This window comes from Enterobacter sp. R-25, from assembly GCF_049913205.1.
Taxonomy (GTDB): domain Bacteria; phylum Pseudomonadota; class Gammaproteobacteria; order Enterobacterales; family Enterobacteriaceae; genus Enterobacter; species Enterobacter ludwigii.
Window position 1 is genome coordinate 1574614 of record NZ_CP183982.1, and the last position, 15267, is coordinate 1589880.

The 15267-nt window shown below is 53.5% G+C and carries 11 protein-coding genes; 10 read left to right on the plus strand and 1 reads right to left on the minus strand.

Going from position 1 to position 15267, the window contains the following annotated elements; genetic code table 11:
- Positions 1-348: 348 nt before the first annotated feature.
- Positions 349-2109, minus strand: a complete 1761-nt coding sequence (gene ycaO, locus ACN9MQ_RS07435) for a 30S ribosomal protein S12 methylthiotransferase accessory factor YcaO (protein WP_032677795.1) — start codon at positions 2107-2109, stop codon at positions 349-351.
- A gap of 127 nt (positions 2110-2236) precedes the next feature.
- Here ycaO and ACN9MQ_RS07440 point away from each other — a divergent pair, with 127 nt between their 5' ends.
- The 10 genes from ACN9MQ_RS07440 (at position 2237) to ACN9MQ_RS07485 (ending at position 15224) form a co-directional block, all read left to right on the plus strand.
- Positions 2237-2929, plus strand: a complete 693-nt coding sequence (locus ACN9MQ_RS07440; RefSeq protein WP_020884820.1) for a DUF421 domain-containing protein — start codon at positions 2237-2239, stop codon at positions 2927-2929.
- Positions 2930-3091: 162 nt separating this feature from the next.
- Entirely contained in the window at positions 3092-4180 is a 1089-nt protein-coding gene (gene serC, locus ACN9MQ_RS07445; RefSeq protein ID WP_426021276.1) for a 3-phosphoserine/phosphohydroxythreonine transaminase, read from the plus strand.
- Between the two features lie 68 nt (positions 4181-4248).
- Positions 4249-5532: a 3-phosphoshikimate 1-carboxyvinyltransferase gene (aroA, locus tag ACN9MQ_RS07450; protein ID WP_025204553.1), complete on the plus strand. Its 1284-nt coding sequence runs from the start codon at positions 4249-4251 to the stop codon at positions 5530-5532.
- Between the two features lie 253 nt (positions 5533-5785).
- Positions 5786-6469: a (d)CMP kinase gene (gene cmk / locus ACN9MQ_RS07455; RefSeq protein WP_014169386.1), complete on the plus strand. Its 684-nt coding sequence runs from the start codon at positions 5786-5788 to the stop codon at positions 6467-6469.
- Between the two features lie 110 nt (positions 6470-6579).
- Positions 6580-8253: a 30S ribosomal protein S1 gene (gene rpsA, locus ACN9MQ_RS07460; RefSeq protein WP_014169387.1), complete on the plus strand. Its 1674-nt coding sequence runs from the start codon at positions 6580-6582 to the stop codon at positions 8251-8253.
- A gap of 171 nt (positions 8254-8424) precedes the next feature.
- Positions 8425-8712, plus strand: coding sequence for an integration host factor subunit beta (gene ihfB / locus ACN9MQ_RS07465; protein ID WP_008499965.1), 288 nt, complete (start codon positions 8425-8427; stop codon positions 8710-8712).
- Between the two features lie 214 nt (positions 8713-8926).
- Positions 8927-11191, plus strand: a complete 2265-nt coding sequence (locus tag ACN9MQ_RS07470) for a ComEC family protein (RefSeq protein WP_426021275.1) — start codon at positions 8927-8929, stop codon at positions 11189-11191.
- 36 nt (positions 11192-11227) lie between these two features.
- Positions 11228-12976, plus strand: a complete 1749-nt coding sequence (msbA, locus tag ACN9MQ_RS07475) for a lipid A ABC transporter ATP-binding protein/permease MsbA (protein ID WP_020884816.1) — start codon at positions 11228-11230, stop codon at positions 12974-12976.
- Positions 12973-13950, plus strand: a complete 978-nt coding sequence (lpxK, locus tag ACN9MQ_RS07480; RefSeq protein WP_182268402.1) for a tetraacyldisaccharide 4'-kinase — start codon at positions 12973-12975, stop codon at positions 13948-13950. The genes msbA and lpxK overlap by 4 nt, the downstream gene beginning before the upstream one ends.
- Before the next feature lie 44 nt (positions 13951-13994).
- Positions 13995-15224 (plus strand): winged helix-turn-helix domain-containing protein, encoded by a 1230-nt coding sequence (locus ACN9MQ_RS07485; RefSeq protein ID WP_426021273.1) that lies wholly within the window; start codon positions 13995-13997, stop codon positions 15222-15224.
- The last annotated feature ends 43 nt before the right edge of the window (positions 15225-15267 follow it).

A 15267-nucleotide genomic window follows, 5' to 3' on the forward strand; every position in this document is an offset into this window, starting at 1 on the left:
AATTGATATAGATCATATCTCGCCTGGCTTATAGGCCCGCAATGTGTATGGATTTACAGCAAAAGCGGAGTAAGTATTTGATTATCCGTATAAAAATAAATTTTAAAAGTTATGAAAAGAGTTGAATTATTTCTTTCGGCCACCTCTGCAACAGTTAATTAATATGGAGTAATTACCATAAAAAGTAACAGTAAAGCCCAAGTAAATATTATTATATTTACCCATATTTAACTTTATTATTACAATCAACAGTCATTGCCGAAAAAAATAAAAAACGGGGCAATGAAATTGCCCCGTAATATAGCCCAGACGATTGAATACGCCTACAGCTGATAATGTTATATGCGCTTATTTTGACCAGTAAGCGGATTTCGCCTTCTGCAATTTTTCATACGCTTTCAGCAGAGACTGATGTGCCGGGAAGGCTTTCAGGTCGCTATCCACAGCCTGAAGACCGTAGAACGGCGCTTCACCGCTCAGTGCTGCGCTGGCGGCTTCAACGGCGTCAGCACCGTACATGCGAACAAACGCATTCAGGTATTGCAGCGGCTGACGATCTTCTTCCTGCGCGAGAAGCAGCAGGGTTTGCAGGCAGCGATAGTAGTTAGTGCGCTCGGCAGAGAAGACAGACTGGTTAAACTCCATAGTCCACTCGGTCCAGGCCAGAGCCTGATCCAGATCGCCACCAGCCAGTGCCAGCATTGCTTTCAGCTCACCAATACGCAGGGTATACCAGCCGTTATCTTTACCGGTCGCCAGACCCAGCAGCTCGCGTACGCGGGTGAAGTCATCATGGCCTTCTTCGTCCAGTTGCGCGATCAGGTTCAGGTAATCTTCTTTTTCCCATTCGCTGCCCGGCAACGCCAGCAGGGTTTCACGCAGGTGCGCGCCCATGCTGTTGTTCGCCAGCCACAGATCTTCTGCCGGATAGATGTCGGACATGCCCGGCACCAGAATGCGGCAGGCGTACACGCCAAGGTGTTCGTAGTCAGCGATGTAGACTTCTTTATCTTCCGCCTTAAAGATAGCCATCAGCGTGGCGAACTCTTCTTCGGTGGTACCTGCAAAGCTCCAGTCGACGAACGGATAGTCCGCGTCCTGCTTAAACAGATCCCAGGAGATCAAACCGCTGGAGTCGATGAAGTGGGTTTCAAGGTTGGTATGCTCGGCCACTTCTTCATCGTCAAAGGTCGGTGGCGTAAACACGTCCAGATCTTTCAGGCCACGGCCCTGCAGTAATTCGGTGACGGTACGCTCCAGCGCCACGCCAAAGTCAGGGTGCGCGCCGAAAGAGGCGAAGCAGGTTCCGTTTTCAGGGTTAAACAGCACCACACAGATAACCGGGTATTTACCGCCCAGTGAGCCGTCATAGGCAAAGATTGGGAAACCTTCCGCTTCCAGCCTGGCGATGGATTCCACCACGCCCGGGTAGCGCGCCAGCACGTCAGCCGGAATTTCAGGCAGGCTGATGGATTCGGCAATGATGCGGTTTTTAATGTGGCGTTCGAAGACTTCAGACAGCCCCTGTACGCGCGCTTCATTACGGGTATTACCGGCAGACATACCGTTGGACACGTACAGGTTGCCAACGATGTTCATCGGGATATAGACGGTCTGCTCATCAGACTGACGCGTGAACGGCAGGGCGCAGATACCACGATCCTCATTGCCGGACTGCAGATCGATCAGCATGCTGGCGGTCAGTTCGTTTTCCGGATCGTAGAACGCACGCAGACGCGCGTCGAGAATGCCTTCCGGCAGCGCGTCGTCTTCAGGCAGCGGGAACCATTTTTCGTTCGGATAGTGCACGAACGGGCCGTTGGCGATGGTTTCACCCAGCCAGAAATCGGCGAAGAAATAGTTGGTCGACAGACGTTCAAAATACTCACCCAGCGCAGAGGCCAGTGCCGCTTTTTTTGTCGCGCCTTTACCATTGGTAAAGCACAGGGCACACTCTTTATCGCGAATATGCACGGACCAGACATGAGGCACCGGGTTGAGCCAGGAGGCTTCTTCGATATTAAAGCCCAGGTCGGTCAGTTTCTGCTGGAAGCGAGCGATGGAATCTTCCAGAGCGGCGTCTTTGCCGGGGATAAACGTTTGAGTCATGGCGTTCACTTTTATCGTACGTAAAGCGCGCAATGATACGGGTTTTGCGTGACAGGTGCTATCTTCGGCGAAAATAAAAGACTCGACTATGCTTACAGACAGTAACTTACTGTTAAGGCATAGAAAAATGAAAGCATTTGATCTCCAGCGGATGGCGTTTGATAAAGTTCCTCCCGAATTTTTGGGCGAAGTGGCCCTGCGCAGCCTGTATACCTTTGTATTGGTCTTCCTGTTTCTCAAAATCACCGGGCGGCGTGGCGTCCGGCAGATGTCCCTCTTTGAGGTGCTGATTATTCTGACGCTGGGTTCAGCGGCGGGGGATGTCGCCTTTTACGACGATGTGCCGATGGTGCCGGTTTTTATCGTTTTTGTCTCACTGGCGCTACTTTACCGGCTTGTCATGTGGCTGATGTCGAAAAGTGAAAAGCTGGAAGATCTTCTCGAAGGGAAGCCGGTGGTTATTGTCGAGAACGGGCGGCTGGCATGGGAAAATGTACAGAGTGCCAACATGACCGAGTTCGAGTTTTTTATGGAACTGCGTCTGAATAGCGTTGAACAACTCGGGCAGGTGCGGCTGGCAATCATGGAAACGAACGGACAAATCAGCGTCTATTACTATGCTGACGACGAGGTGAAGCCGGGGCTCTGTATTCTGCCGGATATGCTTATTGAGCGTTTCACGACCGTGCCTGAGTCAGGCGAATATGCCTGTATAAGATGTAGCCATGTTGTGGCGATGCAGCCGGGCGATCATCAATTATGTCCCCGCTGTACAAATCCGGAATGGACGAAGGTTAGCCGGGCCAAACGCCTTACCTGACAGCCATATTGTCGGTTTTGCCGCAGAGAGGTGGCAGATTGTATTGTGTGACGCGGGACACATTTCACCGGTCATAAGTTTTAGACATTGCGGCGCGTGTCACTGAATGATAAAACCGATATCCACAGTTATAACTTATTGCTTTTAGCGTGGTGAGGGGAAATGGCTCAAGTCTTTAATTTCAGTTCAGGTCCGGCGATGTTGCCGGCAGACGTGCTTAAACAGGCTCAACAGGAACTTTGTGACTGGAACGGTCTGGGTACGTCGGTGATGGAAATCAGCCACCGTGGTAAAGAGTTTATTCAGGTGGCGGAAGAGGCAGAAAAGGATTTTCGCGATCTGCTGAACATTCCCTCAAACTACAAAGTTTTGTTCTGCCACGGCGGTGGCCGCGGTCAGTTTGCTGGCGTCCCGCTGAATATCCTCGGCGACAAAACCACGGCAGACTACGTTGATGCGGGTTACTGGGCGGCAAGTGCGGTTAAAGAAGCCAAAAAGTACTGCTCGCCAAATGTTATCGACGCCAAAATTACCGTTGATGGCCTGCGTGCCGTGAAGCCGATGAGCGAGTGGCAGCTCTCTGATAACGCTGCGTATCTGCACTATTGCCCAAATGAAACCATCGACGGGATTGCCATCGACGAGACCCCGAACTTCGGTAAAGACGTGGTGGTTGCAGCCGATTTCTCCTCTACCATTTTGTCCGCGCCAATTGACGTCAGCCGCTACGGTGTTATCTATGCGGGTGCGCAGAAAAATATCGGCCCGGCGGGTTTGACGATCGTCATCGTGCGCGAAGATTTGCTGGGTAAAGCCCATCAGTCTTGCCCGTCTATTCTGGATTATACGGTCCTCAACGATAACGACTCCATGTTCAACACTCCCCCTACGTTTGCCTGGTACCTCTCTGGACTGGTCTTTAAATGGCTCAAGCAAAACGGCGGCGTGGCGCAGATGGACAAAATCAATCAGCAGAAAGCCGACCTGCTGTATAGCGTGATCGATAAGAGCGATTTCTACCGTAACGATGTCGCGAAAGCTAACCGTTCTCGTATGAATGTGCCGTTCCAGCTGGCGGACAGCAACCTGGATAAAGTCTTCCTTGAAGAGTCCTTCGCTGCAGGCCTGCATGCGCTGAAAGGCCACCGTGTTGTAGGCGGTATGCGTGCCTCTATCTATAACGCGATGCCGCTGGAAGGGGTTAAAACCCTGACCGATTTCATGATCGACTTCGAACGTCGCCACGGTTAATTACGCTGTTTTCACCCCCGTAGCTCTGCTGCGGGGTTTTTATTATGTTGAGTTGAGAGTTAAGTTTCATGGAATCCCTGACGTTACAACCTATCGCGCGGGTAGATGGCACCATTAATCTGCCTGGTTCAAAAAGTGTCTCGAACCGCGCTCTGCTGCTGGCAGCTCTGGCAAACGGCACCACCGTCCTCACAAACCTGCTGGACAGCGATGACGTGCGCCATATGCTCAATGCGCTGAAAGCGTTGGGAGTTCATTACACGCTGTCTGACGACCGCACCCGCTGTGAAGTGACCGGCAACGGCGGCGCGTTACGCTCGGCTGAAGAGCGTGAACTGTTTCTGGGTAATGCGGGGACGGCGATGCGCCCGCTGGCGGCGGCCCTGTGCCTGGGCAGCAACAATATTGTGCTGACCGGTGAGCCACGCATGAAAGAGCGTCCCATTGGCCATCTGGTGGATGCCCTTCGCCAGGGCGGCGCGCAGATTGAGTATCTGGAGCAGGAAAATTACCCGCCTCTGCGTCTGCGCGGTGGTTTCAATGGCGGTAACGTCGAGGTGGATGGCAGCGTCTCCAGCCAGTTCCTGACGGCTCTGCTGATGACTGCGCCGCTGGCACCACAGGATACGGTCATCACCATTAAAGGCGACCTGGTCTCTAAACCGTACATTGATATTACGCTGCACCTGATGAAAACCTTCGGGGTTGAGGTGGAAAACCGCGCTTATCAGCAATTCGTGGTTCGCGGTGCGCAGCAGTACCAGTCTCCGGGTCATTACCTTGTGGAAGGTGATGCTTCCTCCGCCTCCTATTTCCTGGCGGCAGGGGCGATTAAGGGCGGTACGGTGAAAGTGACCGGCATTGGCCGTAACAGCGTTCAGGGCGATATCCGTTTTGCTGACGTGCTGGAAAAAATGGGCGCCACGATTACCTGGGGCGATGATTTCATCTCCTGTACCCATGGCGAGCTGAACGCTATCGATATGGACATGAACCATATTCCGGATGCGGCGATGACCATTGCCACGGCGGCGCTCTTCGCAAAGGGCACCACGACGCTGCGGAACATTTACAACTGGCGCGTAAAAGAGACTGACCGTCTGTTCGCGATGGCGACCGAACTGCGTAAAGTGGGCGCCGAAGTGGAGGAGGGCGAAGACTACATCCGCGTCACGCCTCCGGCAAAACTGCAGTTTGCGGAAATCGGCACCTATAACGATCACCGCATGGCAATGTGCTTCTCGCTGGTGGCGCTCTCCGATACGCCGGTGACCATTCTCGACCCGAAATGTACGGCGAAAACCTTCCCGGACTACTTCGAGCAATTGGCGCGTATCAGTACCCCTGCCTGATTTGCCTTCGCGCCAGCCTCTGTGCTGGCGCGCTTACACCGTTCCCACTCATTGACGTGATGATCTACACTTCTGAAGATGTGCGCCTGCCGCCTGCAAGCAACGCGAACGATGTAGAAGTATCATTGCGCAATAATTCTTCATCTAAATACCTGTAATTCGCGTTTTTGCACACAACGTTAACGATTGTGGGCATTGGCGCGTATAATGCGCGGCGTTTACGTTAACGGTATGCCTGTTTAAGGAGATAAAGATGACGGCAATTGCCCCGGTCATAACCATTGATGGCCCAAGCGGTGCAGGAAAGGGCACCTTGTGCAAGGCAATGGCGGAAGCATTGCAATGGCATCTGCTGGACTCTGGTGCTATTTATCGCGTGTTAGCGCTTGCGGCGCTGCATCACCATGTTGATGTGGCCTCCGAAGACGCGCTGGTTCCGCTGGCTACCCATCTTGATGTTCGCTTTATCTCAACCAACGGAAATCTGGAAGTGATTCTCGAAGGTGAAGATGTCAGCGGTGAAATTCGTACTCAGGACGTGGCGAATGCCGCGTCACAGGTTGCCGCTTTCCCGCGCGTGCGTGAAGCACTGCTGCGCCGTCAACGCGCCTTCCGTGAACTGCCTGGCCTGATCGCTGACGGGCGTGACATGGGAACCGTTGTCTTCCCTGATGCGCCAGTGAAAATTTTCCTCGACGCCTCCTCGGAAGAACGGGCTCAACGCCGCATGCTTCAGTTGCAGGAAAAGGGGTTTAGTGTTAACTTTGATCGCCTTTTGTCCGAGATAAAAGAGCGCGATGACCGCGATCGTAACCGCGCCGTCGCCCCACTTGTTCCTGCAGAAGATGCATTAGTTCTGGATTCAACCAGTTTAACTATTGAGCAAGTGATTGAAAAAGCGCTACAATATGCGCGCCAAAAACTGGCACTCGCGTAATTGCGACCGATTTAGCAGTACCCCCGCTGCAATGGATTGACGGCGGGTATGTGAAACAACCCCATCCGGCACGGAGCCAGGTGGACGTTATATTAACCTGAAGATTAAACATGACTGAATCTTTTGCTCAACTATTTGAAGAATCCTTAAAAACAATCGAAACCCGTCCGGGTTCCATCGTTCGTGGTGTTGTTGTTGCTATCGACAAAGACGTAGTACTGGTTGACGCCGGTCTGAAATCTGAGTCCGCCATTCCGGCAGAGCAGTTCAAAAACGCCCAGGGCGAGCTGGAAATCCAGGTTGGTGACGAAGTTGACGTTGCTCTGGATGCAGTAGAAGACGGCTTCGGCGAAACCCTGCTTTCCCGTGAAAAAGCTAAACGTCACGAAGCTTGGATCACGCTGGAAAAAGCTTACGAAGAAGCTGAAACTGTGGTCGGTGTTATCAACGGCAAAGTTAAAGGTGGCTTCACTGTTGAGCTGAATGGTATTCGTGCGTTCCTGCCAGGTTCTCTGGTAGACGTTCGTCCAGTCCGTGACACCCTGCACCTCGAAGGCAAAGAGCTTGAGTTCAAAGTAATCAAGCTGGACCAGAAGCGTAACAACGTTGTTGTATCCCGTCGTGCCGTTATCGAATCCGAAAACAGCGCAGAACGCGATCAGCTGCTGGAAAACCTGCAGGAAGGCATGGAAGTCAAAGGTATCGTTAAGAACCTCACTGACTACGGCGCATTCGTTGACCTGGGCGGCGTTGATGGCCTGCTGCACATCACCGACATGGCGTGGAAACGCGTTAAGCACCCAAGCGAAATCGTGAACGTGGGCGACGAAATCACTGTTAAAGTGCTGAAGTTCGACCGCGAGCGTACTCGTGTATCCCTCGGCCTGAAACAGCTGGGCGAAGATCCATGGGTAGCTATCGCTAAGCGTTACCCAGAAGGTACTAAACTGACTGGTCGCGTTACCAACCTGACTGACTACGGCTGCTTCGTTGAAATCGAAGAAGGCGTTGAAGGCCTGGTGCACGTTTCCGAAATGGACTGGACCAACAAAAACATCCACCCATCCAAAGTTGTTAACGTTGGTGATGTAGTGGAAGTTATGGTTCTGGATATCGACGAAGAACGTCGTCGTATCTCCCTGGGCCTGAAACAGTGCAAAAACAACCCATGGCAGCAGTTCGCGGAAACCCACAACAAGGGTGACCGTGTTGAAGGTAAAATCAAGTCTATCACTGACTTCGGTATCTTCATCGGCCTGGACGGCGGCATCGATGGCCTGGTTCACCTGTCTGACATCTCCTGGAACGTTGCAGGCGAAGAAGCAGTGCGTGAATACAAAAAAGGCGACGAAATCGCTGCAGTTGTTCTGCAGGTTGACGCAGAGCGTGAACGTATCTCCCTGGGCGTTAAACAGCTCGCAGAAGATCCGTTCAACAACTGGGTTGCACTGAACAAGAAAGGCGCAATCGTAAACGGTAAAGTCACTGCAGTTGACGCTAAAGGCGCAACCGTAGAACTGGCTGACGGCGTTGAAGGTTACCTGCGCGCTTCTGAAGCTTCACGTGACCGCGTTGAAGATGCCACTCTGGTTCTGAACGTTGGTGACGACGTTGAAGCTAAGTTCACCGGTGTTGACCGTAAGAACCGTGCAATCAGCCTGTCTGTTCGTGCTAAAGACGAAGCTGATGAGAAAGATGCAATCGCCACTGTTAACAAACAGGAAGATGCAAACTTCTCTAACAACGCAATGGCTGAAGCTTTCAAAGCAGCTAAAGGCGAGTAATATCAAGTTGTCCGCATCATTTTGAGCTGTAACGCATTTACAGCGAGAAGGATGAGGAGCAAACTTGACAGATTAGAGGATTCGTCCTGTAATCAATAACAAAGGGCGGCTACGGCCGCCCTTGTTTAATGAGCTGTTCAGCTAATTGGTTTGAAAGGAACCGGAGGAATCATGACCAAGTCAGAATTGATTGAAAGACTTGCCAGTCAGCAACCGCATATCCCTGCGAAAGCAGTGGAGGATGCCGTAAAAGAGATGCTGGAGCATATGGCCTCCACTCTTGCCCAGGGCGAGCGCATTGAAATCCGCGGTTTCGGTAGTTTTTCTCTGCACTATCGTGCTCCACGTACCGGGCGTAACCCGAAAACTGGCGATAAAGTCGAACTGGAAGGTAAGTACGTTCCACACTTTAAGCCGGGTAAAGAACTGCGCGATCGCGCCAACATTTACGGCAACTGAGTTTAGCCATCAGCGCTAAACTGGGTTCGAAAGAAAGCACCTGCGGGTGCTTTTTTTGTGCCTGTCGTTTTATTCTGAAGATGCCGCGCAATTTTCCTTTTGTTTTCTGCAAACGGATAAAAATGTTTCAGCGCCCGCTGTAAACCGCGTTTCTTCTGGCTGACGACTCACCCTGCCTGCTTCCATACTGTCACCCTCAAACAGGGAGGTAGTAATGGGCATTCCCGCGATAAGTCTTTGCGCCATTCTGGCGATCATGCCATTACTCTGGTTACCCGTCCTGCCTGAACGTCATACCGTGTGGGTAATGATAGCCGGTGGGATAGCGCTGGCCGCCAAGCGACACAACGTCCTGAAGTATATGGGGATCATGGTGTTATTTTGTGTCTGGGGTCTTCTTGCTGCGCAGGAAAGCGTCTGGCCGATGCAACATTTAACGACGGGAGCAGTGCAGGCAGAGATAGAAATCACGGCCACCGATGGTGCAACAATGCATCAGGGCAACATTCTGCGTGTCGATGGTCAACGCTGGTGGGCATCCACGGGCGTGACGCTGTATGGCAATTACCTGCCGCAAAAGGTGTGTGCCGGTCAGCGCTGGGCCATGACGCTCAGGCTCCGGCCTGTGCATGGCGAGCTAAACGACGGGGGATATGATCCCCAGCGAAGCGCCTTTGCCCGACACCAGACGCTCAGCGGACGTTTCACGCAGGCGAAAATCGTCGATGAAAACTGCAGCTTGCGTGCTCAGTACCTGATCTCACTGCAACAGCGACTTTCTGCTTTTCACTGGGGCGCGGTTATGCTTGGGCTGGGGATGGGAGAACGTCTGGAGGTGCCCCGGGAAATTAAAGATCTGATGCGCGACACCGGCACGTTGCACCTGATGGCAATTTCGGGTCTGCATATTGCGCTGGCCGCATCCATCGTCTGGTTACTTGCGCGTGGGCTTCAGTTCTTGATGCCGGGCCACTGGATCCACTGGCAGATTCCTCTCCTGGCCGGGTTGTTCTTTGCCGCTTTCTACGCCTGGCTTACCGGGCTGCAACCGCCCGCATTGCGAACGGTTATCGCACTTGCCGTGCTGGCGGCATTGCGCATTGGCGCCCGTCAGTGGTCTCCCTGGCAGGTGTGGTGTTGCTGTATCGCGGCAATCCTGATAAGCGATCCCTTAGCCGTGCTTTCTCAAAGTCTGGCCCTTTCAGCTTTTGCCGTCGCCGCGCTGATTTTCTGGTTTCAGTGGCTGCCTCTTCCTCGCGGGCACCGGGTTCGCTGGTTACAGCCTCTGGTGAATCTTCTTTATCTGCAAACCGGCATGTTGCTTCTGCTCATGCCATTACAGGTGCTGATTTTTCATGGGTTTAGCCTCTCTTCCCTGGTGGCTAATCTCTTTGCCGTCCCCCTGGTCACTTTTGTCTGCGTACCGCTGATCCTGGCCGGAATGTTGCTTCATCTGTTGCCGCTGACGGCGCTGGAAAGTGCCCTCTGGTTTGCAGCCGATAAATCCCTGGGGGGGTTGTTCTGGATGCTGATGCGCCTGCCGGATGGCTGGCAGAATGTAGATGAACGATGGCAATACCTGACGTTATTGCCCTGGCTTGCCATTATCGGCTGGCGCTTTCATGCCTGGAAATCCGTTCCTGCAGTTTGTCTGGCAGGGAGTATCTTACTGGCATTTCCGCTTTGGCGAACGGTGAGGAGTGAGGGCTGGACACTGCATATGCTGGATGTGGGGCAGGGGCTGGCAATGGTCATTGAACGCCATGGTAAAGCCCTTCTTTATGATACCGGGCTCGCCTGGCCGGGTGGTGATAGCGCCCGGCAGTTAATCATTCCGTGGCTACGCTGGCACCATTTGCAACCAGAAGGCGTCATCCTCAGTCATGAGCATCTCGACCATGCGGGCGGCCTGGCGACGCTGCAAAAAACATGGCCCACGTTATGGATAAGAAGCCCGTTAGGCCGGGCGGAACATCGGCCTTGTTTTCGCGGGCAGAGATGGATGTGGGAGGGGTTAACCTTCACCGTCCACTGGCCACCTGAGGGCTATTCCGAAAGGGGGAACAATCGCTCCTGCGTGGTAAAAATCGACGATGGTGAGCAGAGTGCGTTGCTTACGGGGGATATTGAAGCGCAAGCGGAACAGACTATGCTTAGCCATTACTGGCGTCATCTGACGTCCACTGTAATACAGGTACCCCATCATGGCAGCAATACGTCTTCATCATTGCCACTGGTGCAGCGGGTGGATGGGAGGATCGCGCTCGATTCTGCGGCCCGCTATAACGCATGGCATTTTCCGTCGGCAAAAGTTATCAGACGTTATCGAAAAGAAGGCTATATCTGGCACGATACCCCCCATTCTGGACAAATATCGGTGACATTCTCGCAACATCGATGGCAAATACAGCGCGTACGTGATGAATATTTACCGCGTTGGTATCATCAGTGGTTTGGCGCGCCCGGAGATAACGGGTAGAATATGCGGCTATTTCAACAGATGCTGGTTTTTTGAATGCATAACGACAAAGATCTCTCCACGTGGCAAACCTTCCGCCGACTCTGGCCGATGATTGCACCTTTTAAAGCAGGCTTGATCGTGGCGGGTGTAGCGTTAGTCCTCAACGCAGCCAGCGATACGTTTATGTTATCGCTTCTCAAACCGTTACTGGATGACGGTTTTGGTAAAACAGATCGCTCAGTGCTGATATGGATGCCACTGGTGGTTATTGGACTGATGATCTTACGCGGTATCACCAGCTACATTTCGAGCTACTGTATCTCCTGGGTTTCCGGGAAAGTCGTTATGACCATGCGCCGTCGGCTGTTTGGCCACATGATGGGCATGCCAGTAGCGTTCTTTGATAAGCAGTCTACCGGTACCTTGCTGTCACGTATTACCTACGACTCCGAGCAGGTAGCATCATCGTCGTCCAACGCGCTGATTACCGTGGTGCGTGAAGGTGCATCGATTATCGGTCTGTTCATCATGATGTTCTATTACAGCTGGCAGCTGTCACTGATCCTTATCGTGCTGGCACCGGTTGTCTCTATTGCTATTCGCGTCGTTTCAAAGCGTTTTCGCAACATCAGTAAGAATATGCAGAACACGATGGGCCAGGTTACGACCAGCGCTGAGCAGATGCTGAAAGGGCATAAAGAGGTGTTGATTTTCGGCGGGCAGGAAGTCGAAACCAAACGCTTTGATAAAGTCAGCAACAAAATGCGTCTGCAGGGGATGAAAATGGTTTCGGCCTCTTCAATTTCTGACCCTATCATCCAGCTGATCGCTTCTCTGGCGCTGGCCTTTGTTCTGTATGCGGCCAGCTTCCCGAGCGTGATGGAGACGCTGACGGCGGGTACCATCACCGTGGTCTTCTCATCGATGATTGCCCTGATGCGTCCGCTGAAATCACTGACGAACGTCAACGCTCAGTTCCAGCGCGGGATGGCTGCCTGCCAGACCCTGTTCAGCATTCTGGATACCGAACAGGAGAAAGATGAAGGTAAACGCGAGATTGAACGCGCCCACGGCGATGTTGAATTCCGCAATGTGACTTTCACCTATCCTGGCCGCGAAACGCCGGCTTTGCGTAATATCAACCTGTCCATTCCCGCGGGTAAAACCGTTGCGCTGGTAGGCCGCTCCGGCTCAGGTAAATCCACCATCGCCAGCCTGATCACCCGTTTCTATGATATCGACGAGGGTGAAATCCTGTTGGATGGCCATGACCTGCGGGAGTATACCCTGCAGTCGCTGCGTAACCAGGTGGCGCTGGTCTCCCAGAATGTGCATCTCTTCAACGATACTGTGGCAAATAACATTGCCTATGCGCGTACAGAAGAGTACAGCCGTGCGGAGATTGAAAAGGCCGCTCGTATGGCCTATGCGATGGACTTTATCAACAAGATGGATAACGGTCTGGATACCATTATCGGTGAGAACGGTGTACTGCTCTCCGGTGGCCAGCGCCAGCGTATCGCCATTGCTCGTGCGCTGTTGCGTGATAGCCCGATTCTGATTCTGGATGAAGCAACCTCTGCGCTGGATACGGAATCTGAACGTGCCATTCAGTCTGCGCTGGATGAGCTGCAAAAGAACCGTACGTCGCTGGTGATTGCGCACCGTCTGTCGACTATCGAGCAGGCTGACGAAATCGTTGTTGTTGAAGATGGCGTGATTGTCGAACGCGGAAGCCACTCTGATTTGCTGGCGCACCGCGGCGTTTACGCCCAACTGCATAAGATGCAATTCGGCGAATGATTGCACGCATCTGGTCCGGTGAATCACCGCTGTGGCTGCTGCTTCTGCCGCTTTCCTGGCTTTATGGCCTGGTGAGCGGCGTCATTCGTCTGCTTTACCGTCTGGGGTTGAAGCAAGCATGGCGCGCGCCGGTGCCGGTTGTCGTGGTGGGTAACCTGACGGCTGGCGGCAACGGTAAAACACCGGTGGTGATCTGGCTGGTGGAGCAACTGCAAAAACGCGGTATACGCCCAGGCGTGGTATCGCGTGGATATGGCGGAAAAGCGGCGCAGTATCCCCTGTTGTTGACCGCGGAAACTACGACCGCTGAAGCGGGTGATGAGCCAGTATTGATATACCAGCGTACAGGTGCACCTGTTGCGGTTTCCCCGGTACGCAGTGATGCCGTTCAGGCACTTCTTGCCGAACACACGGTAGACATTATTATTACTGACGATGGTCTGCAGCATTACGCGCTGGCGCGTGATAAAGAGATTGTGGTCATTGACGGGGTTCGCCGGTTCGGTAACGGCTGGTGGCTACCCGCCGGACCAATGCGCGAACGTGCTTCGCGTCTCAGGTCCGTTGATGCGGTGATTGTTAACGGTGGAGAGGCCAAACCGGGTGAGATCCCTATGCATCTCAGGCCGGGAATGGCGGTGAATCTGTTGACCGGAGAGCGCCGTGCTGTCTCGTTGTTACCCGCGCTGGTGGCCATGGCGGGTATCGGTCATCCTCCGCGTTTCTTCGCGACGCTGGAACAGTGTGGTGCCCGGCTTGAAAAACGCGTTCCGCTGGCCGATCATCAGGCGCTGGTGCCAGATCAGGTCGCGGCTCTGACTGCTCCGGGGCAGACGCTAATCATGACTGAAAAAGATGCGGTGAAATGCCGTGCCTTTGCGAAGGATAACTGGTGGTATCTGCCGGTTGACGCTGAACTCAGCGGTGAGCAACCGGAACAATTGCTCAAGGAACTGATTGCGTTAGTGCAGTAATGGCTTACGCGGTTCTGGTGGCGCTTTGACTGACAGGAAAACGCATGTCTTTACCGCAACTCTCGCTTTCAGCCGCACGTCATTTGCACCTTGCCGCACAGGGGCTGCTCAAAAAGCCCCGCCGCCGCGCGCAGCCCGCCGATATTCTCTCTACCGTTCAGCGCATGTCGCTCCTTCAAATTGACACCATTAATATCGTGGCCCGTAGCCCTTACCTTGTGCTGTTTAGTCGGCTGGGGAATTATCCGCCTCAGTGGCTGGATGACGCGCTCAGTAAGGGGGACTTAATGGAGTACTGGGCGCACGAGGCCTGTTTCCTGCCGCGCAGCGATTTTGCCCTGGTTCGCCATCGCATGCTGGCCCCCGAAAAGATGGGCTGGAAATACCGCCAGGAATGGATGCAGGAGCACGCGACTGAAATTGTACAGCTTATCGAGCATATTCAGCAAAACGGTCCTGTACGTTCCGCCGATTTTGAACATCCGAGAAAAGGGACCAGCGGCTGGTGGGAGTGGAAGCCGCACAAACGCCACCTTGAAGGACTGTTTACGTCCGGCAAAGTCATGGTGATTGAACGGCGTAATTTTCAGCGCGTGTATGACCTGACGCACCGCGTGATGCCCCACTGGGACGATGAGCGTGACTTACTCACCCAGGAGGCAGCGGAAGCCATCATGCTGGAGAACAGCGCCCGCAGTCTGGGCATTTTCCGGCCGCAGTGGCTGGCGGATTACTATCGCCTTCGCCAGCCGGCCCTGAAACCGCTGCTGGAAATGTGGCAGCGTGAACATCGTGTTATCCCCGTCACGGTAGAAACCCTCGGGGACATGTGGCTGCATTCGGATCTCCTCCCGCTTTTACCCCAGGCTCTGGACAGTAAGCTTCAGGCAACCCACAGCGCGGTGTTATCGCCTTTCGATCCGGTCGTGTGGGACAGAAAACGGGCCGAACAGCTGTTTAATTTCAGCTATCGGCTTGAGTGTTACACCCCCGCGCCAAAGCGTCAGTACGGCTACTTTGTGTTGCCTCTGCTGCACAAAGGGCAACTGGTCGGTCGAATGGACGCTAAAATGCACCGCAAAACCGGCACGCTGGAGATTATCGCGCTCTATCTTGAAGAGGGGGTCAAGACCACAGCGGCGCTGGAAAAAGGATTAACCTCCGCCATTAGCGAATTCGCACGCTGGCAGGGGGGCCACGACGTGGCGCTGGGTAGGGTGCCTGACGGGTTGTTTAGCACCTGTCGACGTGGCTGGGAAACAGACACTCCCTGAAAAAGGAATGTGTTAAGCTTTAGCGATTACCCATACGGAGGAA